Source organism: Rhizobium sp. C104, from assembly GCF_022354505.1.
Taxonomy (GTDB): domain Bacteria; phylum Pseudomonadota; class Alphaproteobacteria; order Rhizobiales; family Rhizobiaceae; genus Rhizobium; species Rhizobium redzepovicii.
In genome coordinates, this window is the sequence record NZ_CP092354.1 from 105,427 (window position 1) to 127,383 (window position 21,957).

A 21,957-nucleotide genomic window follows, 5' to 3' on the forward strand; every position below is an offset into this window, starting at 1 on the left:
CCTGACGGCCCTTTCGGGAGAGTCTGGTGCTCAAGAGACAACACCAGATCCCCAAAGGAGCGGCGTCCGGAATGAAGAAGCCATCATCGAAGATCAGGGAAGAAATCGCCCGGCTGCAGGAACAGCTGAAAGCCGCCGAGATACGCGAGGCCGAACGGATCGGTCGCGTCGCACTGAGGGCGGGCCTGGGCGAGATCGAGATCGACGAGGCCGAGCTACAGGCGGCGTTCGAGCAGGTTGCCCAGCGGTTTCGCGGAGGCAAGGGAATTGCAACCGGAAGAAGAATGCCGGGGACGGCAGTTCCGGTGGCGCATCGCCCACGAAGGACGAGACTGGCGCGGCTCAGAGCAGCGCTGGCGAGGCTTGAGCGGATGGCGAAGGTGATGACGTCAGACGCGCGAAAGAAAGACGCGCGGGAAAAAATCGAGCTCGGCGGCCTGATCGTCAAAGCGGGCCTGCGTTACGAGAAGCGGGCGCTGCTGCTCGGAATGCTGATCGATGCAACGGCGCGCATTCGGGGCGATGACAGCGAGCGAGTGCGGCTGACGGCGATCGGGGCGGAGGCGTTCGGCCATGACCCCGAATAAGTTTCTGCTCGCCATTTTGCCCGCGACGATCATGATCGCAGCAACCATCCTGGTTCCCGGCATCGAGCAGTGGCTCGCAGGCTTCGGCAAGACGGCGCAGGCGAAGCTAATGCTTGGTCGTGTCGGTCTAGCGCTTCCCTATGCGATCGCCGCCGGCGCCGGGGTGATGTTCCTGTTTGCTGCGAACGGTGCGGTGTACATCAAGGCTGCGGGCTGGAGCGTTGTGACGGGAAGCGTCGCGGTCATACTGATCGCCGCGCTGCGCGAAACGATGCGGCTTCTCGGCATCGACGCAAATGTGCCGGCTGGCCAGTCGGTCCTCGCCTATGTCGATCCGTCGGCGGCAATCGGCACGGCGGCTGCGGTGCTCTCCGGGATCTTCGCGATGCGGGTTGCGGTCAGTGGCAATGCGGCATTTGCGAGAGCCGAGCCACGGCGGGTTCGGGAAAACGCGCGGTTCATGGCGATGCCGACTGGATGAGCATGGCGGACGCGGCAAAGCTGTTTCCGGACAGCGGCGGCATCGTTGTTGGCGAGCGTTACCGCGTCGATCGTGACAGCGTCGGAGCAACGGCGTTCCGCGCTGACGCCGCCGAGAGCTGGGGCACCGGCGGCAAGTCATCATTGCTCTGCTTCGACGGCTCCTTCGGCTCGTCGCACGGCATCGTCTTTGCCGGCTCCGGCGGCTTCAAGACGACTTCGGTGACGGTTCCGACGTCACTCAAATGGGGCGGCAGCCTGGTCGTGCTCGATCCGTCCAGCGAGGTGGCGCCGATGGTCATCGACCACCGCCGCAAGGCGGGTCGCAAGGTGATCGTCCTTGATCCGGAGACGCCGGCGATCGGCTTCAACGCGCTCGACTGGATCGGCCGCTTCGGAGCGACGAAGGAAGAAGATATCGTTGCGGTCGCCACCTGGATCATGACCGACAATGCACGGGCGGCATCGGCGCGCGACGACTTCTTCCGTGCCTCGGCCATGCAGCTTTTGACCGCCCTTATCGCCGACGTTTGTCTGTCCGGCAATACCGACGAGAAGGAGCAGACGTTGCGGCGCGTGCGGGCCAATCTATCCGAGCCGGAACCGAAGCTGCGCGAGCGGCTGACGCGCATCTACGAAGGCTCGGAGTCCGCCTTCGTCAAGGAGAACGTGGCAGTGTTCGTCAACATGACGCCGGAGACGTTTTCCGGGGTCTACGCCAATGCGGTCAAGGAAACGCACTGGCTTTCCTATCCGAACTATGCGGCGCTCGTCTCAGGCAACAGCTTCTCCACCGATGAGCTTGCGAAAGGCGAGACCGACATCTTCATTGCGCTCGATCTGAAAGTGCTGGAAGCGCATCCAGGCCTCGCGCGCGTCGTCATCGGCTCTTTCCTGAACGCGCTCTATAATCGCAATGGCGAGGTGACGGGTCGGACGCTCTTCTTGCTCGATGAGGTGGCTCGGCTCGGCTACCTCCGCATCCTCGAAACCGCGCGCGACGCGGGACGCAAATACGGGATCAGCCTGACGCTGATCTTCCAGTCGATCGGCCAGATGCGCGAAGCCTATGGCGGCCGCGACGCCAGCTCGAAATGGTTCGAGTCCGCGTCCTGGATTTCCTTTGCAGCAATCAACGATCCCGAGACGGCCGACTATCTGTCGCGGCGCTGTGGCGAGACCACCATCGAGGTCGATCAGACAAGCCGCACCAGCCAGTCGTCTGGGGCGTCGCGCTCGCGCTCAAAGCAGCTGAGCCGCCGGCCGCTTATCCTGCCCTACGAGGTCATGCAGATGCGCGGCGATGAGCAGATCGTGTTCACCTCCGGCAATCCGCCGCTGCGATGTGGCCGCGCGATCTGGTTTCGCCGATCCGACATGACGGCGTGCGTCGGCGACAACCGTTTCCACACGAGACGGGAAGCGGCGGAACAGCGCATGTGAGTGCAATCGCGCGGAAAGAAACAGACAATGCGATATTGGGAAGCGTGCGAGGCACAGGTGACGGCGGCAGAGGCAATCGCGGAATGCCGCAAGCATCAGATCGTCGCCGTTGTGCGCGAAACCGATTCCGCGCTCGTCGATCAGGAGATCGGAGACGTCATCGCCCACGCGGATGAGCATGGGGAGTATTATGGCGCCGATATTCTCGGCTATCTCGGATACTGACCGATGGCTTCCGGCACGTGCGGGAGGATCGTTACCGGGATGGGCGAAGACCAGATTTGGGCTTCGTTCGCGGACGCGAATAGAGCCGTGTGCGAAAGCGCCCCGCCCGAATCTGCACCCGCGACACTTCACCAGATTGAATCGATCCGGGGTGACCGATTCATATCTCTCGTTGGACGTGAGCGGCACAATCTCCGATTCTGGCGCCATGATCGCGCAACCCTACCATCTCTATATTGAGCGCACCGAACCCGAACGAAACATGGCGCGGTTCTATGCCGTCTCGATCGAGCCGACGCTGTTTGGCGACACATGTCTGACGCGGCGATGGGGACGGATTGGAGGCAAGGGGCAGATGAAGGTTCATCACTTCGCGCAGGAGAAGGAAGCGGTCGAACTCTTCCTTGATCTTGTGCGGCAGAAACGCCATCGGGGTATTCCACGAGACCGATATCTGTCAGCAACTCATCGAACACTGATCGATGATATCCGGCGGTGATCTCGAGCATAGTGAAACGGACAGCATGGCATTCAAGCGCAGCAAGAAACACGAACAGAGCAGACGCGCGCACGCCATCACAAGGACCATTACTGCCGTGGCTGTTGCGTTCACGTTCAATTCTACGCCCTCGGTCGGTACGGCGCTGGCCAAGACACTCACGCAGGCGATTGTAGTGAAAGCCGTCTTCCGCAAATGTGAAGCCGGCAACCGGACGACCTGTGTCGTCGACGGAGACACGCTCTGGATCAGAGGCGAAAAGATCCGTGTTGCCGATATCGATACTCCTGAGGTCAGCGAGCCGAAGTGCGCATCTGAGCTGGCACTTGGACGTCGCGCGACGGACCGGCTGATCGAGCTTGTCAATCAGGCGCCTTTCCAATTCCATGCCTGGCCGGCCCGTGACAAAGACCGATACGGTCGTAAGCTCCGTGTCCTCATTCGGAATGGAAAGAGCCTGGGCAATATCCTGGTATCGGAAGGCTTGGCGCGCACATGGTCCGGCCGGCGGCAACCGTGGTGCTGAATGGCCCGTTTCGGCGGGCCACTCGGTTATGCCATCAGTGTCGGCGTGTGCCGTCGCGCTCGAAGGCAATCTCGATTTCGATGAAGAACGGGATCTTGATCGCGAGCTTCAGGCCGAGTTTGCCCTTGCGAAAGAAATGACAGATGACCTTGCCGAGGTTGCGAAGCTGGCGGCCGGTGGCTGAGAGGAATTGGGCGAGACGTTGCATGATGTTTTCTCCTTGTCGATTGCGGATATCGCGGGGATAGGCCGCGGGCCGGGTCAAGGAGGGGAGCACCATTCTGGCCGCAGCAAAGCGGAGGACTTCGGAGGCGCCTGAGTTTTGGATCGCGAGGAGCCGCAGGGCGGGGAAAACTCTCGCGACGACGGGTTGCTGCCCGACGACCGGCCTGCAACATCCCGGGTGTCGATAGCCACTGTCGACAAGGAGAAATGCGATACCTGTCACCGCAGCTGGCGTCGAAACAGGCCGACAGGTGTAAAAATGAGACATGTTGGGCGCCGCTCAGAAAGGCGGCTCCGCTTCAAGGCGCCCATCCTGTTCGGCAATGATGACGGCCAGTTCGGCCTGAGCGCATTCCAGGTCGGCCTTGATCTTGCGGCGCTCGCTGGCGTCAAATGCGTTTCGAAGCTCCAGGCGCAGTTCCTCTATTTGGATTTCCAGGGCGTATGTCATCGTCAGTTCTCCTGATTTCGTGAAAGACGACGACAGCGGCCGGGAGGAGATGGCGGGGTCAGGGATCGCGCAAGCGACCGGCAGTGCCGGGGAGTGGGGGAGCCGATTTTCGGAAGGTGCTGCCAGGCGCCTGGAGAAAATTGGGGGTTACCGCTCATCCTTGAGGCCGGTATCGCCGAGCGGCACAATGCCGGGTTCTGAGCAGCTATCCCTCCCTCCCGTGTGGCACCAAAAAAAGCCGGAGACGGGCTCGACGCCCGTCTCCGGCTTGGGTCTCAGAGTAGAGGAAGCCCCGCCTCGTCGGGCGGGGCCTGGACCTTTCAGTCGCGGTTCGGGCGGGACCAAATCAGCTGGTAGCCGTCCTCGCCTTCGACTTCAGTCAGCGTCGCGTAGATCGGAGCGGGGAAGCTCGGATCGTCGAGCTTGACCGAGAGGTAGTCGCGGTCGGTCTGCTCGGAGCGCTTCTGCCAGGCGGCGCCCAGCTCCACGGCCCCTGCGTAGATGCGAAAGTGCGGCCCCTTGTCGGAGGGATTTTCGACGCGGGCGATGCGAGCCTTGACGTTGAGGGCGAGTGTGCGGATCGAGCCGTTGAAGCCGGTTTCGGTGGTGGTGAAGGTGCCGATAGTTGCCATTGTCGTATTCCTTTGCTGTTTCGGGCCGCGCCCATCGTGGCCTCATATGAGGAGCCACTCGTCAAGTTGCTGTTCGAGCGGCAGGTTGGGTTTGTTGTGACGCCCCAGGTACAGGGCGTCACACTGGGAAAGGTCAGTCACCGGAGCGGCGGTTCGGCCGCGACCAGATGAGGCTGAAGGCCTTGCCATCTTCGTCTTCGACCAGATTGGCGTAGAGCGGAGCGGTGAAGCTCGGGTCGTCGAGCTTGAGGCCGAGGTAGTTGCGGCCCTCGTTAGACTGCTTCGACCAGGCGGCTCCGATTTCGATGCGGCCGACGAAGACGCGGTGGCTGGGAGCGTTGTCGCCGCTGGAGCGCGTATCCGAAACGATGCGGACGTTCTTGGTCTGGAGGGAAAGGGTGACGATCTCGCCGCTGAAGTCGTTGCCGGATTGCTGAAAGGTTCCGATGGTAGCCATTGTCGTTCTCCTTACTGAGTTGCCGAAGCCGCCCCTTGCGACCTCGATAGCGGTCGTGAGGCGCCGATCTGGCCGACTGCATCCCAAAGGGACCGCAGCGCTAGCGCAGGACGGCGAAAGCCGGACTTGTTGTCCCGCGAGGAATGCAGCAAAGCTGCAGGGGAAGAAGTTCGGCGAAGCCGTTGCAGGTCTAGGACAGATTGGCGTCAGACCCGCCTGAAGAGAGGTCGCAAGGGGCGGCTTCCCGGACACCGGTCTCGCGAGAACGATGCTGGCAACGGACTTCCAATCGTGAGCCGGCACTGCTGGCAGTTCTAAATTCGCCCGGTGAACCTTGGTCTGAGCCCGTTTTTGATCCGCGCCACGCACGTATCAACCTCATATCCGGTCGCCGTTTCCAACGGCCGCACCATAATCCCGCCTGCGGCGGCGAGGGCTCAGGAGGACGAGACCATTCTCGATGACGGCGTTTGAAGCCAGGCCGCGGTGCGGTCGTCCACCTGGTTCCGGCGAGGCTGATCAGGCCTGTGCCGAACTGGTATGCACTTACCTGGTCACGGCCTGATTACCGCGCCCTCGATCACGACGCCCGCGCTGGTGTACTTCCAAAGTGCCACCACCAGCTTACGCGCCAGCGCCGTGATCATCACCTTCTTGAAGCGGCCACCGTTTTGCGCGACGCGCTCATTGAACCAACGACTGAGCGTTGATGATGGCTGGTGCCTCAGCCAAAGCCAGGCCATCTCCAGCAGAGTTGATCGGAGGCGAGGATTCCCGGACTTGCCGATCCCCTGCTCACGGTCAATCGAACCACTCTGCCAAGGCGTTGGTGCTAAACCCGCATAAGCGGCAACCTGCCGCCGGTTGTCGAAGTGCCGGAACAGACCCTCGCCCCACAGCACCGCAGCGAACTCGGGCCCGATGCCGACGACCTTTGACAGCAAAACCACTTCGCGAGCAGATTGCCGTTCACTGGCAAGCATGTCGTCGCGCTCTGCCTCGACCTCCCTGATCTGATCGATCAGCAGTTCCATGCGGTCAAACTCTCGCAGGACCTGTCGCTTCATGTTCGGGGGCAAAGGCCGCCCGTCGCCCGTGCGAAGCATCTCCAGCTGCTCTCGTCGATCGCGACGCGAGGGATCGTAACCGGTGACGCCCTGCGAGAAGAGCAGACCTTTGATACGATTGCTGTGTCGGATACGCTCTTCCATCAGAACTTTCCGCTCCCGCACGATGCGCCGACGATCTTCTTCCTCCGGATTCGGAACTCGCAACATCGAGCAGACGCGCGGCTCTCCGCGCTTGAACGCAAGCAAAGCTCGGATCAAACTCTCCCCGTCTAACCTATCGGTCTTCACCCGCCTTTTGCGGCGTGACGTGGCAATCGAGGCTGCATCAACGACATGGCTATCATAACCCTCGGCTATCAGCGCGCGGTGAACCCAGAAGCCATCGAGGCCGGCCTCCTGGATGATAACGAATGGATAGTGACGACCGGTTCGGTCGTAAGCCCTCCGCTTCAGGGCCATGAACTGGGCAAAGAGGCTGCCAATGTCGCCTCCGGCGATAATGTGGCGGGACATCTTGTCACCGGCGCCCGGTGACATCGTGGTTAGCAGCCACGTCTTCTTGCTCAATTCGATCGAGGCGAAGATCGCACCGAGTTCACCTCGAGGAGTATCTGCTGCATGAGCATTATCTTGCGACATCGTCCTGCTCCTTTCCGCAACGGCGTTGACGTCAACCAGATCAGAACAGATCGCCGCCATTACTCATAGGATCTCGATGGCTGTTGCAAGGATCGGGGACGATCGGACCGCACCCGGAGGGCCGAAATGAAATGAAGGGCGGCCAGGAGAAACTTTGTTGCCCCGCGAGGAATGGCGGCATTGCCGTCAGGGGAAGAAAGTTTTGCAAGGCCGTTGCGGGAAGACGATCGAGGCGAAGCCGGTCTTCGATCAGACATGCCTCATCGAGCCCGCGAAGGACGTGGCTTGCTGCAGTGCTCGAAGGGATATGACAATGGCAGCCCGTCCCCGACGCCTGCCCGGACGCTGCATAGATCGGTCCGCTATCTTGTCCACACACCAAGCCCAGGCCTGGCAGAACCACCGAGCGCAGGGCGTTGCATTGCCCAATCTCAGCGTTATCGTCGCGCCTTGCGATTCGTCGCCTGGAGGATCTATGCGTCAGCAGCCAAAGCCGTTTATCGTCGAAATCAAGCCGTCCCGGAAGCTCAAGCCGATCGACCGGCAAACCTCGATCTGGGGCAAACTGAACCTCAGGGCCGATCGTGACGCGCCCACCGCGACCGTCGGCCAAGTCTTGCCGGCCGCTGGCGAGGCCAACGACCGGCGCTGACCAGTCTCAAGCAGCGAGCCGCTGGCCGGCGGCGTCCGGCTGCAGGCCATGCAGAAAGCTCACAGCCCGTTGCGCATGCGCCGCCGCTGCAAAGATCGCCTTTCGGTCGTCCTGAAGCACAGTCACCCAGGACTTGATGTAACTGGCGTGATCGGGCCGCGGCTCCAGTTCTGGAACAATGCCGAGGTCGGCGCAGAGGAAAGAACTCCCAAGCTCGACCAGCATTTCCTCGAAGGCCCTGTCGCCGCGATCTTTATGGTAGCGGCTCAGATCCCGGTTCAGCCGATCGGGAGCCGCAGTCCAATGCAATGTTTCATGCGCCCGGGTGGCAACGAATGAAGCCATATCCTTGAAAGATTCCGGCTGCGGCAGTTGGATGTGGTCCGTAACCGGAGCGTAGTAGGCCTTGTCGCCGCCATAGCGCACGACGGCGCCCGTGTTGTCGAAGAAGCGGTCGGCGTGTTCGATACGTTCGAACGGCTCGGCGACCGGATCGGGTCGCTGGTAAAACTGATCCGGCAGACCCTCCACCTGGTCGCAGTTGAACACCGAGTAGGTTTTGAGGAAGGGTATGTCGCGCTCGATGTCGTCGCCTCTTGCGTCCTTCTCGGTCTTCGTGAAGCGGCTGGCATAGACGACGGTGGCGCCAGTTTCACCCTTGCGGATTTGCGCGCCAAGTTCGTTGGCCTGCCTCAGCGTCATCCAGGTGGGCGACGAAAATCCCCGGGCGATGCTCTCAGACCAGAGGAGCAGCACATTGATGCCCGAATAGGGCGTACCGTTGTGGCGGAGCGGCCGAGTGATCCGCCCGGAGGCACTGCCGGCGCTCCAGGGCTGCACCCAAGGTCGAACGCCGTTCTCGAGGTCGGCGACGATCCGGTCTGTAATCCGCGCATAGATGTCGGTGCGAGGTTCGTTTTTCCTATTCGTCATGTTCTTGGACTCCATCATCGGGCCACGACCATCGCGGCCCGTCACGGAGGTTCATGAGCCGGGGTACTCGGGCAGCGAATGCACCGAAGGCCGCAACGTCAGTGGAGGACGGCAAAGCCGTTGCGATTTGCTGCCGGCCCCGGCAGAACCGACAACCGGGACGGGCCGCGCATGGCCTCGCATCGTCCTTTTCCAGCTCATACTTCCGAGCCGCGGGAAACTTACCCGTGGACATGATGAGAGGCTGGCTCGCGAGGAGCCAGCCATCGTCGGAGCAGGGGAAAAGGCGGGACCGCAGCCCCGCCGGGGAGTGATCAGCCAAGTGCGGCCATCTGGGCCTCGGCCGCCTTGCGGTCGAGTGAGGCGCCGGGGTTTTCGACCGGGCGATCGAAGGGCTTCCAGACCTCGCCAACGATCTGCTCGTAGGCGGCGACAGCGCCCTCAGCGGCCATCCGGAGCGAAAAGGCCTGGATGCCCATGTCGGCTGCGAACTCACGCTTGCGCTGGGCGGCGCTGTCGTAGCCGACAGGACCATCGAGGTCCTCGTCCCGGGCATCATTGGCCGCCTTGGCGGTGGCGTCGCGAGCCTCGGAGACGGCGCGGGAGTAGAACTGGCCGGCGCCATGCGCGGACCCGACATAGGCGCCGACGATGCGCTGCAGATGGATCTGCATGGCGCGTTCGCCGAGCCCGTCGGAAAGACTGTCGGCGGTTTCGATGATCAGGCGCTCATGCAGGTCGCGGACACCATCGCCGTCGATCACGGCGGTTCCGAAACTTTCGGCGATCGCCATCGCCTGGGCGGCGTCCGGGCAGGTGAGCCGGACCATTTCCAGGGTGGCGCCCTTTCGAAGCTGTACGACGCGCGCTGACTGGCGGGTTTGGGTTGCGGGCTTTGCCATGGGTTCGTCCTTTCTCAGTTTCCTCCGAAGCGGCTCCGGCCCTTGCCGGTCTGCCTTTCGGTGCGGTCAAAGGAACCGGCGGAAGACGGGCGTATCAGGGTCCGGGCCTGCCTGGACGAGCGAAGCCGGGCCTGCGTGCAAGCAGGGTAAAACCCTTGCGCGGCGCGCGGTCCTGCTTTGCCGAGGACGGCGGGATCCGGCCGCCGCGCGGCGCGATAGCGGCCTTGAAACGAACGGCCGGCGGTTCAGACCGCAGCAAAACCGAAGGGCGGTCCGGCAAGGGATGCTCCGACCGGAATGACATGAGCAAGACGACCTGCAGCAAATCGCAACCAACCCGCCAAGAGCGGCTTGGGGGCTCGACGGGCGATCCCACAAACGCCCGACTCATGGGAGCCGTCGCCGGTGCGATTGTGGTTGCAAGTGACTGCCGAGTTCGAGCGACCATCCGGTGAACCGGGCACCAGATCCAGCGTCTCAGCGGTCAGCCCGACTCATCCGCATCTTGCCGGGCGGCGTAACGCTTCGGCAGACGATAGGACTGCAGCCAGGTCGGCCCATGGGAATTGCGCAAGCGACGCAAGGTGCCGCCATCGTCGTGGGGCGCGCCGCCCATCCAGACATGGTTGAGGATGCTCTTCCAGCGTCGGCCGTGCTTGACAGCATAGGCTTGAAGCGCCCGTTCCTCTTCGGCAGTCAATGGGGGCAGCTTTGCGAACCTCGACCGCATCGTGACTGGCTTCGTTGCGGTTGGCTTTGCCTCCTCTGCGGCGATCAGCCTGTTGAGTTCAGCCACACCGGCTCTCAGGCATTCGGCCCCGTCAAGGTGGCGGAACCGCATCCAGAATTCCGTCCGCTCCTCAGGCGTCGCGCCGATGCCTGCCCTTTGCTCCAGTTCGCCGATGGTGCTCATGTCCGTACACCTTCCCTTGGCAGCTCGCTGCCTCCATCAGTCCGACCCGGAGGCAGCGGGTGACGTGTTCGCAGCGCTGCGATTGCCGCGTCCTGCCGGGCGAGCTTTCGCGTGAGCGCATCGACTTCAGGCTGACGCTCGGCCGTCAGAGCTGCCAGATTTGCGCGGTAGCGTTCGAGGAATGCGCCCGGCTCCGGCGGCTTGCCGCGGCGGTAGCCAGGCTGGCGCCGGCCAAGCAGTGGAATAAGCGCAGTCATGCGCCGCGTGATCTGCCGATCGATGAGATCGAGCTGGTGCTGTGTTTGCCACCGCGCTGCTTGCATGCGGGTTAGCTGCGCCGCCTGTTGCTGAGGATCGGCCATCACGCCACCCTCCCGCGCCAACCGGCGAAACTTGAGGGGCCGTCATAGGCGGCATGCTTCGCCTCATCGATGACGAAACCGAAGCGGCCGACTGCATAGTCATCGCTCGGCACAAGGAAGCGGCGCTCGTCCACATGGTCGCCGCGCTTGCCGCCGATCGTGGCGATCACCTCCGTCTTCCCGGGATGATGGTCTGACCGCAGGGCCGAAATGACGATCCAGCCAGCATGCTTCCGCGCGAACGCTCGTCGGTCCTTCTCGTGGGACTCGCCTGGCGCAAGCGTGTGACCGTGGATCGCTTCCCAGGCATCCGGCCAACTGTCGCGGATCGTCTTGTCGGCGCACCTGCGTTCGTACGCCGTGAACAGGTCCGGAAAAGTCAGGGCGACGACCGCCCAGGCAACGTCCTCCTCGTAGAAACCGTTCTCGACCCGAAGCGTCGGATGGACAGAGGCGTTTCGGGAGGGCGAGAGTTTGAAGCCGCCATGGCCAGCGGTTATATGGAAGACGATACCCTCGGCGTAGACGGTGGCGTCTTGCGACGGACCCCAAGGCGTGCTGCAGGTCATTCGCACGCTCTGTCGGGAAAGCACTCGCAGCTCGCGGCAATGTTCCGCCTGCTCGATCATGCGGTCGCGAAAGGCTGCTTCGTCGGCGACCGCGCCATGATGGGAATAGAAATCCTCGCGCGTAAGGGTGGCGAGCGGCCGTGACACGCGCCAAGCACTGGCGAGAAGGTAGCCCCCATCACGGGCGGGCACCATGGCAAAGACGAGATCGCCGATACGCGCGACAGCCATGCCGTCGGTGGCTCTGGCGAATTCCACCCCTAAATCTTCAGGGGTGGAGACCTCTGTGAGTATCGAGGGCGCCGGGTTCATGCCGCGACCCTCCCTTCGACGTGATCGGCGGCAACCTCGTCGGCGGTCACCTCGTCCAGAACGGCATGGGGATAGCCGTGCCGGGTGAGCCATTCCTCGGCCGCCGGCCGATCGACGGCGAGATGGACGAGTTCAGCGTGTGCGCCGGCGCGATCGAAGACGCGAACAGATCCGAGCGCCGGTCGCTCAATGACTTTGAACGTGAGCGTGCTGTCGAGCGAGAAGGTGCGGTGGATGCGAATGGCGATGACGCCATTTGCGCCGAGATCGCCCTCGTGGAGCGTGAAATACGCTGAGAGGCTGGTGGCGCCGAGGCTGCGCTCGCCCTCCTTGCGGATCAGCCGGCCCTGGCTGTTGCGGGTCTTCCAGACGGCGAGCTTTTTCTTGAACCGCTCTGGTGGTTGTGGGGTGCCATCCGACCAGGCGACGACGGATCCGATCGGAGCGAGATCATAAATCAGTGACGCAGACATTGCGCATCCTCCTTCAAGGTTTGCAGGTGGTGGAAACGAAACCGCCGCCGGGGCGACCGGCGGCGGAAGAGCAAGCGGGAAGAACGGTGCGGCTATTCCGCCGCGATCCCGTAGGCGGTTTCCTCCTCGTCGGAGGCATCATCAGTTTCAGTCACCGAACCGGCGTCGGGGTCTTGTTGATCCGGACCCGGTGCGTCTGAACCGTCGGCGTCGCCGCTATCGTCCGGCTGCACATCGCCGCCGATATCGCCGGTCGCCTCTTCGGCCAAGCCACTTTCCTCGTCGGGGGCATCGGCGTGCTTCAGGAGATCGGCGATGTCCTTCGGGTCAGGCGCAAACAGCGCCGCCGGAATGACGAAGGTTGCCTCAGTCGATGCGAAGCGGTCGACAAGGGCTGCGCGGGTTTCGCGGACCCGCGCCCGGGGCTGAACGTTGGCCTCCTTGGCCGCGGCCCCCAGCGCCTGGCGCGACAGGCAAAGGAGGAAATCCTCTGTTCCCATGTTCGGCAAGAAGCCGTCCGCCCCAATCGCCTCGCCGGCGATGCGCGAGACGACGCCGCTGTTCGACATGCCGCGCCGGCAAGAGAGCACGTCGATGAGCACCGAACGGGCCGTGACGCGCACGCTGTCCATGTCGAACGATAGCCTGCCGTCCGTGGAATAAAGATGCGCGACATGACGCTGGAACCGCTTCGAGCCAAACACGGTGTCGTTAGAGCCGGAATCGACCCGGACGTTCGTGCCGGCAAACGCCATGACCAACAAAGCCATCAGCATGTCGTCCTCGATCGGGGCGCGGGCCAGCGCCTCATGCAGGGCATCGGTGCGGAAATCACCGATCATGTCCTGGCCCTTCTGCGTGACGTCGGGCCTGGTCTTTCCGGCGACCGCCACCCCGTCGTTGGCCTCCTCTGCCCCGTCGCCTGCCGGGCCGGTCTGACCGGCGGACTTCCTGCCCTCCGGCATTCGATAATGCACGCTCTGCACCTTGCCCTCGCGATCGAGATACATTGCGGTGCAGTCGCCTTTGCCCGGCTTGCCGTACACACGCTCCGCCTTCTTCGGCAGGTCCGGCTGGCCCCAATTGTTGACCTCGACGATCGCACCTTTCTTCGGGAGGTTGCTCGACATCCATTCTTGCTGGGCGCCAAGAAACGCCTCGACATTGGTGGTGTAGCGATTGTCCTCATCCGCAGGAGCAAACAGGTCCTCCGCCCACTCGATGCCATAGGCTTGGCGCAGATCGTCGCCGAAACTCGCGTCCCGCGCATACATGCGGGTTTTCGAGAGGCTGTTGGCGACCTGCCACCAGGCAGCGGTGTCACCCTTTTTCGGCTTGTGCGCCTTCCAGACCTCTTTCTGCTCGTCGTGCGAGGCAGCCGCGATCGTCCTGAGCTGCTGCTCGTTCGGCATATCGCCCTTGGCCATCTGATCGAGCATGGCGGGAAGCACGTTTGCGAGCAGTCGCAGCTTGCGGATCTGCCGAACGGGCAGCGCGAGCGCCACGGCGATCGCCTCCTCGGTCCAGCCGAGCGCGACCAGCCGCTCGATGCCGCGCCATTGATCGATGGGATTGAGCGGCTCGCGAGCGATATTCTCGATCATCGAGCGCATTGCGCCGTTGTCGTTGGCCGCGTCAGCTACGAGGACGTCGATCTCTTCGAGCCCGGCGGCGATCGCCTGGCGCACGCGGCGGTGGCCCGCCTGAATGACGAAGCCATTGCCGCCTTCGGCCTCCGGTGAGACGACCGGCGGCTGGATAATGCCGACCGCTTTTACCGTCGCCAGCAGCAGGACATCGGCCTGCGGGGAAGATTTCGAGCGGCGGGCATCGTCGGGATTGTCCTTCAGCGCACGCGGGTCGAGTTTCAGGATATGCATCTGGAAAGCTCCTCTTGTCCGGGTTCGGCGCGGCGACCTGCCGCTCCTTCATGTCTTCATTCCTCTCGAAGACATCTTCCGGAGCGCGGGGCGGGCAGGCCGGCGCAACTGCGGCCGAGCATTCCTGCCGCGAAGGGTAAGCGGGGCTCATGGCCCTGCGAGGACGAGTGGCCGGGATTGCGAGCGGCGCGGTTGAGCGTCAGCGGCGATGGGCGGACCGATCTGCGAACGGGAATTCTCTCCCTTCTCATTCCTGCTTTTCCCACTTCCTGCGCGCGGAACGCGACTGACTATTCATCAGAGGCGGTTGCACCCATCGTCGTTCCAATGGCAAAAGGACGCGGGCGATTGCATCCACGACCGATCCCGCCGGTCGAGACGATGGGAAAAATCGCAAAGGGGACGGCCGAAAATTCGGCCTGTCTCTCGCCCTCACGAACACCCTGAAGCTATTCCTGGAGAAATCCAATTCGACATGGACGATGAAATCGAGAAACTTGTAGACGCGCTTGACTGGACGTGCGGCATGATCGCCCAGAGCGGCCCTGACGATCGGCAGCGGATTGCAGTGGCCTACGGCGAGGCGCAAGACTTGATCACCGGCATCCCGCTTGACGGCGTCGACGCCCGACCGCGCATCGTTGCCTGCCTGCAGCGCTCCAATAACTATCGAGCGGTGGAAGACATCGCCTGCGTCGGTTGGATACTGACAGCTATCCAGCAGCGGGTGAACGAACGGACACTTCCCGACTGGCGCCAGTTCCGCAAGGTCATCAAGGAGACTTTGAAACTGTTGCCGCTGTCCGGGCCCACGATGCGTTGAAGAAAACCGCCTGGAGACCGGGCGATCACCTAGCCCAAGCTGCGACTGCGACAGCAACGACTGCTTCGGTAACGAGCCCATATATGATGACCGGAGAACCCAACGAGCAGGCGTTTTGACTCGGCAGGGACTTGCTTAGCGCAAAAAAAGAGGGCCAGCGGAGACCGCGGCCCTTTAAGTGTGAAGGTCAATAAACCTCCAGAGGGGAACAGCCGATGCGGCGGCGCTGGGAGGAGACACCGCGAAATGCATCAGCTGTGTGCAGGATGCCTGCTTTTTGTCCAAACGCAAATCATTTATTGTGCAATGCAGTCATGCGCATGCTGCACTGCACTGCACTCGATCAGCTTTCAGGCGGCCCGCCCAATCGCGGGCGATATCCGCCTGCACATCCGCTGCAAGCGCCCTTTCCACCTCGGCTAACTGCCGGCGCTTGTCTGCCAACTCTCCTGAAAAGGCAAACACTCCACCCAGTCGTGATTGGTAGGAGGCGAGCCGCCGGCGTGATTCCACGAGCCGATGACGATACCGCTCGCGCTCCTCCTCGAAGCCGCCAAGCGCATGTTCGAGCCTGGAGACCGCACCGAGTGGCGTGACCGTGACGGCGAGATCGATCTCGTGATCGGCGCCGGTCCGCTTCAACAGCGTCTGATATCGATAGCCCTCCCCTCTGCCGAAACGCTTGCCCTCGTAGACGAGATCGAAGCCGCCGATCGCGGCGATCGGAACCCTGCCCTCCTGCTGCAGCTGCACCAGGGTAAGGATCTCCTTCATCAATGCGCGGCCGGCGGATTTTCGGTCGTCGTGGTGATTGCCGTCGACTGTCATGGCGAATAGATCTCCCGCCGTCGGCACCAGGCTCGAAATGTCTTGGCCGACCTCCTCGATGCGCCGCACCGAGGTGTCGATGTCGCGCTCGGCGTCTCGGATCTGTCGGCGGATGGCGAACTGATCGTCTTCATGCGCGGCGCGAAGCCGCTCAAGACGGGCGATGTCGGACTCGAGGCCGGCCTTCTGCATCAGGCGCTGATCGCCGGAGGCAATTGCTTTTGCCATTGCGAACTGGTTCGCCTGCCCCTCGCCGAGATCATCGAGCCGCCGGATCGACGTGTCGCCGGAAAGGGCAGCGGCAATGAAGCGGGCCTTGCGCTCGTTGTTTTGCCACATGGTCGCGTCGAGCGATCCTTCGGTGGCATAGGCGAAGATGTCGACCTCGTCATGCTGGTTGCCCTGTCGCACGATGCGCCCTTCGCGTTGCTCGATCTGCGACGGCAGCCAGGGAACGTCGAGATGATGCAAGGCCTTCAGCCGCAGCTGCGCGTTGACGCCGGTGCCCATCGTCCCGGAGGAGCCGATCAGGAAGCGGACTTTTCCCGCACGCACATCACCGAACAGCCGCTGCTTGGCCTCCGCCTTGCGATAATCCTGCATGAAGGCGATTTCGGCGGCGGGCACACCGCGACGGACGAGCTCATCGCGGATCCAGCGATAGGCGGAAAACCCTCTCGTCTTCTCCACACTGATCGTGCCGAGATCGGAAAAGATCATCTGTGCTGCGCCTGGAAGTTCGAACAGCTTGCCGTCGCGGCGGACATAGGTGTTTGCAGCAGTCTCCTTCCATATCCTCAGGGCATTGGCGATCAGGCTGTTGAGCTTGTTGTCCGGCTCGTTATCATTGTCGGCATCGACCAGGCGCAGGTCGATCGCCGCATGGCGTCCATCGGTGATGACCGACAACAGGATGTCGTCGCCGGGCTCCGGCGGCCGGTCGCGCTCCTCGATCGCCTTTATACGGGCGTCGAGCACCGTTTGATAGCGCTTGAACGCAGCCGTCGGCCTGGAGGTCACGATCTGGCGCTTGCCGGTCGAGATCTCAGGCACCTTCACATACCGGCGCAGGTCCTCCGGCATCACGACATCACCAAACGAGCGGAACATGGCGATGAGCTCGGGGACGTTGACGAAGCTCGCGAAACGCGAGACTGGCTTATACTTGCCTGACGGCTGCAGCTCGAGCTCGGTCGTGGTGTCGCCGAAGGTCGAGGCCCAGGCGTCGAATTTGTGCAGTCCACGCTCCATAAGTGCTGCATGATCCATCAGCCGCTGTACGGTGAACATTTCGCCGAGCGTGTTGGTGATCGGCGTGCCCGAGGCCAGCACCAGCGCCCGGCCCGGGTTCTTCGTCTCAATGAAGCGGGATTTGACATAGAGATCCCAGGCGCGCTGCGAACCGTTCGGATCGACGCCTTTCAGGGTCGACATGTTGGTGGCGAAGGAGAGTTTTCTGAACTCCTGCGCCTCATCGACGACGATCTGATCGACGCCGATCTCGGCGATGGTCAAGAGATCGTCCTTGCGGGTCGAGAGCGCTTCCAGCCGCTCCTGCAAACCCTCTTTCAGACGCTCGAGGCGCTTGCGCGAGACCCGGTCGTCGCTTTCGACCTTCGTGAGGAGCGTCTCGTAGAGCTCCAGTTCGTCGTGGATCATCTGCTGCTCGAAGGCCGAGGGAATGCCGATAAACCGGAACGCGGAATGGGTGATAATGATCGCGTCCCAGGTGGCGGTTGCCGCGCGCGACAGGAAGCGAGCCCGCTTGTCTTTCGAAAAGTTGTTCTCGTCAGCGACGAGAATGCGGGCGTTCGGATAGAGCGCCAGGAACTCGCGGGCGGCCTGCGCCAGGCAGTGGCCGGGAACGACCAACATCGCCTTGGCGATCAGGCCGAGCCGGCGCTGTTCCATGATCGCTGCGGCAAAGGTCATCGTCTTGCCAGCGCCGACGGCATGGGCCAGATAGGTCGATCCTGCTGCAATGATGCGCCAGATGCCACGCTTCTGGTGCGGGTAGAGTTCGAAGGCCGCCGAGGCGCCCGGCAGTCTCAGGTGCGACCCGTCGAACCGGCGCGGCGCGATATTATTGAAGCGGTCGTTATAGACCCTTGCCAGCCGATCGGTGCGGTCGGGATCGGACCACACCCAGCTCTGGAAAGTGGTCTTGATTTTCTGCAGCTTTTCCTTGGCGGCTTCGGTGTCGACGACGTTCAGCACCCGGCGCTCGCTTTCGCCCTCCCGGATCGTGTCGAAAATCTGCGGTACGCGGCTGTTCAGCGCATCGGCCAGCAGCTCGCCTGCATGTCGCCGATCGGTCCCCCATTCCGAGGTTCCAGCCGCCATGTAGCCGAGTTGGCGCGCCTCGACGGTCCATGACGCCAGTTCCGGCATATGGTGGATGCGGATGTCTGTGCCCATGGTCTCATGCACGAAGGCGACGACGTCGGAAGCGGGGATCCACGGACTACCGAGACGCGCGGTAATGTCGGAAGGTCTGATGTCGACGGGTTGCACTTCGGTCAGCGCCCTGACATTGCGCTCGAACACAGGATCGAGCGTGCTTGCCGCTTCCGCTGCCTTCAGTTTGTCGCGGACGTAGCCGGAGAGATAGGCGTCTGCGGTCAGCCAAGATCCGTCAGTCGGGTCCTGGAAAATCGCCTCGCCCAGCTCCGCAATCACTGCGCCGGGATCCTGGTGGACGAGCTCGGCGATATGGTCGAGGTCGACATGGCCGCGCTCGTTGAGCACGACGGCCAGCGCATCGGCCGCGGAGGTGATGATGGGCGGCGCCGGCGGCGCGATGACGCGCTCGGAAAAGATCGGCCCTGGCCTCGCCGTATCTGTCTCCAGATCGTAATCCTCGATCGAGGCGACCAGCCAGCAATCGGGATCGTCGAGGAAGGGCTGAAGGTTCGGGCGACGATGCGTCTCGCGCACCTCGCCGCTTTCCGGATCCTCCGTCATCGAGACGGTGGTGTGGTTGATCGGGCCGAAGTCGCGCACGAAGCTTGACCAGGCGATGCGCAGCCGCACCTGCGCGTCTTTCCAAGGTCGATCGAGCTCCTGTGCTTTCAGCACCTCGCGTACGGCGTCACGGATCGGGATCAGCTTGGCGATGATGCGGATATGTTTTTCCGACAGGCCTTCGCCTGTCCGCCCTTTCCGCACGGTGACAGTGACCGGCTCCCCGTCGATGATTTGCATGAGGCCGCGGCTTTGGTCGAAGAGGAAACTGCCCTCGCGCGCACGGTGGTCAACAGGCAGCTCGACGACACGATCGCCGTCGTCGTCCAGATCGAGATCGATTTCGGTCGGCTCGCCGTCGTAGAGGCCTTCCGGAAGAAGGCGGATCGCGGCATCCAGATCGGTTCCTAGATTCTGCCCGTCTGGTGGCAGGCACGTATAGGTCTCGCCAAAAGGGCCGGAGGTGAGTGCATGTGTACCGAGCACGAACTCGGGATGCCGCACGAACCAGCGGTTCACCCGGATCACGCCCTCGTCGGCTGTGGCCGCGCGAACCTCGTCGAGATCGAGCCAGGACAGATTGCCTTCCGGCTCGCCGATCTTGCGCTTGCGGAAAAACAGGATGTCGACGACGACGTCCGTGCCGGCGTCAGCACGGAACGAGCCCTCCGGCAGCCGGATCGCCGCGACAAGGTCGGCCGACCTGGCGATACGCTCTCGGGCGGCGCTGTCCGCCTTGTCCATGGTCCCTTGCGAGGTGACGAAGGCGGCGAGCGCACCAGGCTTGATGAGGTCGATCGACCGGGCGACGAAATAGTCATGCAGCCGAAGGGCGAGCGTGCGGTAGGCCCGGTCCGAGCGCACGGTGCGATCGGAAAAGGGCGGATTGCCGATGGCGAGATCAAAGCTTGCCGGCAGCTCCGTGCGCGCGAAATCGCCGGTGACGATCCGCGACCGTGGCTGCAGAAGACGGGCGATGCGGGCGGTGACCGGATCGAGCTCGACCCCGGTGATATGGGAGACATCGTGCAGGTTCTCCGGCATCAGCGCCGCAAACAGGCCCGAGCCGATGCCCGGTTCCAGCAGCCGGCCGCCGCGCCAGCCGAGCCTCAGCAGTCCGGCCCAGATTGCCCGGACGATAAACTCCGGCGTGAAATGCGCATATTGGGTTGAGCGCGCAAGCAGCGCCCGGTCGGCCTCACCGAGGGCGTCCTCGAGATCTGCGCCGATCGCCTCCCAGCCTGCCCGGAAACCCGCCTCGCCTGGCCGACGGAAGACACCATTGGCGAGATCGGAGGCACCGAAGCCGGTGAAGCGGATCAGCCGTTCCTGCTCCTCGCGCGTCGCGGGGCGTTTGTCCGTCTCGATTTCGGCGGCAAGCCGGATTGCAGCGATGTTGTCGCGCGCGCGTTGCTTCCAGCCGCGGGCGAGGCCACGGTCGGTCGTGAGATGGAAGTCGGCTCCGCGCGCCCGGGCTGCAGCCGACGCCTGTCGCGGGGTTGCTGCGACAGGCAGTGCCGGCGCGGGGGATGACGGATCGGGATCGTCGTCACCGGGCTCGAAATCGCCGGCGAAGGCGGTCACGCCGAGACCAAGTCCCGACGAGAGCGTCGTAGTGCCGAACAGGTCGATGGTGAAGGGATCGTCATGCGACATGCGAAAATCTCCTGATTGCAGGCGCACGAACCCGTGCCTCTGGAAGCTTCCAGCCGGTCGCTCATGCGCGGTTTTGAAAAAATGTGTCATGGACCGCCCGCAGCGGCGATCGGTCAGGTTCGCTCGATCACGAACAGCTGCATGGCGTCCGGCAGAAAGGCGATCTGCAGATGAGTGCAGCCGGGAGCGGCCCCGATCAGCGCCTCAAGGCCCTCGGCGTCGAGGAAATCGACGCCATCGTCGCCGCCGAAGGTTCGGCGCTTGACCTCGAACCAGTCGTCGTTCCTGGTCGGATCGCATTCCTCGGCATAGACCACGAGTGGCCTTGCGCCTTCGGCAAGTGCGCCATTGGAGCAAAGATAGACCCCATGGTCTCCGACGAGCCAGAGACCGGGTTTCCGGTTGTCGGTCGCGGAAAATCCGCAGTGGGGATCCCGAAAGCCGCCATTGGCTTCGGCGTCGGATATGCCGCGTGCGATAACCTCGCGAACGGCGGCGATGGGAAAGGTCAACATCATCCTCCCCTCCCTTACGCCGCGATCTCGTCGGGCAGGAACCGCAAATGCACCGGCAGCTTTGCCGCGATCTCACCATCCGCGAGGTGGTCCAGCAGCTTCAAGGTGGTGCCATCCCGACCGCCATAGAACAGCACGGTGCGCTTGCCGCGGTCGCAGTCTGCAAAGCCGTCGCCGGCGTAACCACGATAATCGTCATGGCTGCTCGACCAGATGTGCTCGAGGCGCTCGTCGCGCGTCATCGCCCGGACGGGGCGGGTCTCACGGGCCACGATCGCGTCACGCAACCGCTCGGGCGAACCCTTGTCGGCGAGGTCGCAATAGCCGTGGAAATACCGGATCCGACCATCGATCCTGAGGGTGAAGAAGATGCTGGTGATCGAGCCTGTCAGGAATTCGCGCATGGCAAACATCTCGCCGCGCATCCAGAGCGGCGGCAGGATCTCGAACATGTAATCGTGGCCGGCCTGGTCCAGTTCGAACCATTCGCTGCGATAGAGCGCGCTGTCATCATTTGCCCAACGGTTTGGACGCTGGACGTGCCGATCGAACATTCGGAACATCTGCCGGCGGTCGGCGATGCCCTGGTAGACTTTGCGGGTTGTTGAGAGGGTCATGGCTGGGCTCCTTCAAGGCCTCGTCCGGGCTGAAGCGCGGCCATCTTCGCGATGTCACCATTCCTCTTCAGCCCTTCCTGACCCCTCCCCCGCAGCCGCCTCTCCGTCCGGCCGGGTCAAGGGCCGGCGCAGCCGGGCGAAGCTTCACCCTTGACGCAGTCGGCGGGCATGCGGCACTCCCACATTCTCCTTCTTCCCCCTGCCCTCTTTTTCTGCCCCACTCGAAAATTAGTCTGTCCCTGAATGCGGGCGCGCGTTTCAGGTCAGGGGATCATTGCATCTCGGTCGAGTCCGAGGTGCTGTTCGGATTCTATCGTGTTTCCC

21 protein-coding genes and 2 pseudogenes are annotated in these 21,957 nt (G+C 63.0%); 8 read left to right on the forward strand and 15 right to left on the reverse strand.

What is annotated here, in order from left to right; translation table 11 throughout:
- The first annotated feature begins 71 nt into the window (after positions 1–71).
- The 6 genes and pseudogenes from traC to MF410_RS34490 all read left to right on the forward strand — a co-directional run bounded on the left by traC (position 72) and on the right by MF410_RS34490 (position 3,760).
- Positions 72–367 (forward strand): annotated as a pseudogene (gene traC / locus MF410_RS36925) (conjugal transfer protein TraC).
- Positions 368–371: 4 nt separating this feature from the next.
- Positions 372–587 carry a type IV conjugative transfer system coupling protein TraD gene (locus tag MF410_RS34470; RefSeq protein ID WP_239621316.1) on the forward strand — a complete coding sequence of 72 codons (216 nt, stop codon included), beginning with the start codon at positions 372–374 and terminating at the stop codon, positions 585–587.
- A pseudogene (gene traG / locus MF410_RS34475) lies at positions 574–2,510 on the forward strand (Ti-type conjugative transfer system protein TraG). Before MF410_RS34470 ends, traG begins: the two are co-directional and overlap by 14 nt.
- Before the next feature lie 27 nt (positions 2,511–2,537).
- Positions 2,538–2,735 (forward strand): hypothetical protein, encoded by a 198-nt coding sequence (locus tag MF410_RS34480; RefSeq protein WP_239621283.1) that lies wholly within the window; start codon positions 2,538–2,540, stop codon positions 2,733–2,735.
- Positions 2,736–2,943: 208 nt separating this feature from the next.
- On the forward strand, positions 2,944–3,234 hold the full coding sequence (locus MF410_RS34485) for a WGR domain-containing protein (protein ID WP_239621317.1): 291 nt from the start codon (positions 2,944–2,946) through the stop codon (positions 3,232–3,234).
- 25 nt (positions 3,235–3,259) lie between these two features.
- Positions 3,260–3,760, forward strand: coding sequence for a thermonuclease family protein (locus MF410_RS34490; RefSeq protein ID WP_239621284.1), 501 nt, complete (start codon positions 3,260–3,262; stop codon positions 3,758–3,760).
- A 34-nt stretch (positions 3,761–3,794) separates the two neighbouring features.
- Here MF410_RS34490 and MF410_RS34495 read toward each other — a convergent pair whose 3' ends face one another.
- The 5 genes from MF410_RS34495 to MF410_RS34515 form a co-directional block, all read right to left on the reverse strand.
- Entirely contained in the window at positions 3,795–3,968 is a 174-nt protein-coding gene (locus tag MF410_RS34495; protein ID WP_239621286.1) for a hypothetical protein, read from the reverse strand.
- A gap of 297 nt (positions 3,969–4,265) precedes the next feature.
- On the reverse strand, positions 4,266–4,436 hold the full coding sequence (locus tag MF410_RS34500) for a hypothetical protein (protein WP_239621287.1): 171 nt from the start codon (positions 4,434–4,436) through the stop codon (positions 4,266–4,268).
- A 320-nt stretch (positions 4,437–4,756) separates the two neighbouring features.
- Complete coding sequence (locus tag MF410_RS34505) at positions 4,757–5,068, reverse strand: DUF736 family protein (protein WP_239621288.1); 312 nt, start codon at positions 5,066–5,068, stop codon at positions 4,757–4,759.
- Between the two features lie 133 nt (positions 5,069–5,201).
- Positions 5,202–5,525: a DUF736 domain-containing protein gene (locus MF410_RS34510; protein WP_077470714.1), complete on the reverse strand. Its 324-nt coding sequence runs from the start codon at positions 5,523–5,525 to the stop codon at positions 5,202–5,204.
- Between the two features lie 554 nt (positions 5,526–6,079).
- The gene (locus MF410_RS34515; RefSeq protein ID WP_239621289.1) at positions 6,080–7,234 is read right to left on the reverse strand and encodes an IS110 family transposase; all 1,155 of its coding nucleotides are present in this window, start codon (positions 7,232–7,234) and stop codon (positions 6,080–6,082) included.
- 475 nt (positions 7,235–7,709) lie between these two features.
- On the opposite strand from MF410_RS34515, the gene MF410_RS34520 reads away from it, so the two are divergent.
- Positions 7,710–7,886: a hypothetical protein gene (locus tag MF410_RS34520; protein ID WP_239621291.1), complete on the forward strand. Its 177-nt coding sequence runs from the start codon at positions 7,710–7,712 to the stop codon at positions 7,884–7,886.
- A 6-nt stretch (positions 7,887–7,892) separates the two neighbouring features.
- Here MF410_RS34520 and MF410_RS34525 read toward each other — a convergent pair whose 3' ends face one another.
- The 7 genes from MF410_RS34525 to MF410_RS34555 form a co-directional block, all read right to left on the reverse strand.
- Positions 7,893–8,819 (reverse strand): zincin-like metallopeptidase domain-containing protein, encoded by a 927-nt coding sequence (locus MF410_RS34525; protein ID WP_239621293.1) that lies wholly within the window; start codon positions 8,817–8,819, stop codon positions 7,893–7,895.
- Positions 8,820–9,133: 314 nt separating this feature from the next.
- Complete coding sequence (locus MF410_RS34530) at positions 9,134–9,721, reverse strand: hypothetical protein (protein ID WP_239621295.1); 588 nt, start codon at positions 9,719–9,721, stop codon at positions 9,134–9,136.
- Positions 9,722–10,205: 484 nt separating this feature from the next.
- Entirely contained in the window at positions 10,206–10,634 is a 429-nt protein-coding gene (locus MF410_RS34535) for a hypothetical protein (protein ID WP_239621299.1), read from the reverse strand.
- On the reverse strand, positions 10,631–10,996 hold the full coding sequence (locus MF410_RS34540) for a hypothetical protein (RefSeq protein ID WP_239621318.1): 366 nt from the start codon (positions 10,994–10,996) through the stop codon (positions 10,631–10,633). Before MF410_RS34540 ends, MF410_RS34535 begins: the two co-directional genes overlap by 4 nt.
- Positions 10,996–11,877 (reverse strand): hypothetical protein, encoded by an 882-nt coding sequence (locus MF410_RS34545; RefSeq protein WP_239621301.1) that lies wholly within the window; start codon positions 11,875–11,877, stop codon positions 10,996–10,998. The genes MF410_RS34540 and MF410_RS34545 overlap by 1 nt, the downstream gene beginning before the upstream one ends.
- Entirely contained in the window at positions 11,874–12,350 is a 477-nt protein-coding gene (locus tag MF410_RS34550; RefSeq protein WP_239621303.1) for a hypothetical protein, read from the reverse strand. Before MF410_RS34550 ends, MF410_RS34545 begins: the two co-directional genes overlap by 4 nt.
- A gap of 92 nt (positions 12,351–12,442) precedes the next feature.
- A complete protein-coding gene (locus tag MF410_RS34555; protein ID WP_239621305.1) occupies positions 12,443–14,230 on the reverse strand; it encodes a ParB N-terminal domain-containing protein in 1,788 nt (595 codons plus the stop codon).
- A gap of 475 nt (positions 14,231–14,705) precedes the next feature.
- Between MF410_RS34555 and MF410_RS34560 the strand changes: the two genes are divergently transcribed.
- Positions 14,706–15,053, forward strand: a complete 348-nt coding sequence (locus tag MF410_RS34560) for a hypothetical protein (RefSeq protein WP_239621307.1) — start codon at positions 14,706–14,708, stop codon at positions 15,051–15,053.
- Positions 15,054–15,365: 312 nt separating this feature from the next.
- Here MF410_RS34560 and MF410_RS34565 read toward each other — a convergent pair whose 3' ends face one another.
- From MF410_RS34565 to MF410_RS34575, 3 genes are all read right to left on the reverse strand, one after another.
- Entirely contained in the window at positions 15,366–20,501 is a 5,136-nt protein-coding gene (locus tag MF410_RS34565; RefSeq protein WP_239621308.1) for a DEAD/DEAH box helicase family protein, read from the reverse strand.
- A gap of 113 nt (positions 20,502–20,614) precedes the next feature.
- On the reverse strand, positions 20,615–21,016 hold the full coding sequence (locus tag MF410_RS34570) for a DUF3085 domain-containing protein (RefSeq protein WP_239621320.1): 402 nt from the start codon (positions 21,014–21,016) through the stop codon (positions 20,615–20,617).
- A 14-nt stretch (positions 21,017–21,030) separates the two neighbouring features.
- Positions 21,031–21,633, reverse strand: a complete 603-nt coding sequence (locus MF410_RS34575; RefSeq protein ID WP_239621309.1) for a DUF1419 domain-containing protein — start codon at positions 21,631–21,633, stop codon at positions 21,031–21,033.
- Positions 21,634–21,957 lie beyond the last annotated feature (324 nt).

What these genes read in the sequence shown, in the direction of transcription:
- MF410_RS34470 (WP_239621316.1), top strand. Translation starts at nt 372, where the DNA reads ATGGCGAAGGTGATGACGTCAGACGCGCGAAAGAAAGACGCGCGGGAA.
- MF410_RS34480 (WP_239621283.1), top strand. Translation starts at nt 2,538, where the DNA reads ATGCGATATTGGGAAGCGTGCGAGGCACAGGTGACGGCGGCAGAGGCA.
- MF410_RS34485 (WP_239621317.1), top strand. Translation starts at nt 2,944, where the DNA reads ATGATCGCGCAACCCTACCATCTCTATATTGAGCGCACCGAACCCGAA.
- MF410_RS34490 (WP_239621284.1), top strand. Translation starts at nt 3,260, where the DNA reads ATGGCATTCAAGCGCAGCAAGAAACACGAACAGAGCAGACGCGCGCAC.
- MF410_RS34495 (WP_239621286.1), bottom strand. Translation starts at nt 3,968, where the DNA reads ATGCAACGTCTCGCCCAATTCCTCTCAGCCACCGGCCGCCAGCTTCGC.
- MF410_RS34500 (WP_239621287.1), bottom strand. Translation starts at nt 4,436, where the DNA reads ATGACATACGCCCTGGAAATCCAAATAGAGGAACTGCGCCTGGAGCTT.
- MF410_RS34505 (WP_239621288.1), bottom strand. Translation starts at nt 5,068, where the DNA reads ATGGCAACTATCGGCACCTTCACCACCACCGAAACCGGCTTCAACGGC.
- MF410_RS34510 (WP_077470714.1), bottom strand. Translation starts at nt 5,525, where the DNA reads ATGGCTACCATCGGAACCTTTCAGCAATCCGGCAACGACTTCAGCGGC.
- MF410_RS34515 (WP_239621289.1), bottom strand. Translation starts at nt 7,234, where the DNA reads ATGTCGCAAGATAATGCTCATGCAGCAGATACTCCTCGAGGTGAACTC.
- MF410_RS34520 (WP_239621291.1), top strand. Translation starts at nt 7,710, where the DNA reads ATGCGTCAGCAGCCAAAGCCGTTTATCGTCGAAATCAAGCCGTCCCGG.
- MF410_RS34525 (WP_239621293.1), bottom strand. Translation starts at nt 8,819, where the DNA reads ATGACGAATAGGAAAAACGAACCTCGCACCGACATCTATGCGCGGATT.
- MF410_RS34530 (WP_239621295.1), bottom strand. Translation starts at nt 9,721, where the DNA reads ATGGCAAAGCCCGCAACCCAAACCCGCCAGTCAGCGCGCGTCGTACAG.
- MF410_RS34535 (WP_239621299.1), bottom strand. Translation starts at nt 10,634, where the DNA reads ATGAGCACCATCGGCGAACTGGAGCAAAGGGCAGGCATCGGCGCGACG.
- MF410_RS34540 (WP_239621318.1), bottom strand. Translation starts at nt 10,996, where the DNA reads ATGGCCGATCCTCAGCAACAGGCGGCGCAGCTAACCCGCATGCAAGCA.
- MF410_RS34545 (WP_239621301.1), bottom strand. Translation starts at nt 11,877, where the DNA reads ATGAACCCGGCGCCCTCGATACTCACAGAGGTCTCCACCCCTGAAGAT.
- MF410_RS34550 (WP_239621303.1), bottom strand. Translation starts at nt 12,350, where the DNA reads ATGTCTGCGTCACTGATTTATGATCTCGCTCCGATCGGATCCGTCGTC.
- MF410_RS34555 (WP_239621305.1), bottom strand. Translation starts at nt 14,230, where the DNA reads ATGCATATCCTGAAACTCGACCCGCGTGCGCTGAAGGACAATCCCGAC.
- MF410_RS34560 (WP_239621307.1), top strand. Translation starts at nt 14,706, where the DNA reads ATGGACGATGAAATCGAGAAACTTGTAGACGCGCTTGACTGGACGTGC.
- MF410_RS34565 (WP_239621308.1), bottom strand. Translation starts at nt 20,501, where the DNA reads ATGTCGCATGACGATCCCTTCACCATCGACCTGTTCGGCACTACGACG.
- MF410_RS34570 (WP_239621320.1), bottom strand. Translation starts at nt 21,016, where the DNA reads ATGTTGACCTTTCCCATCGCCGCCGTTCGCGAGGTTATCGCACGCGGC.
- MF410_RS34575 (WP_239621309.1), bottom strand. Translation starts at nt 21,633, where the DNA reads ATGACCCTCTCAACAACCCGCAAAGTCTACCAGGGCATCGCCGACCGC.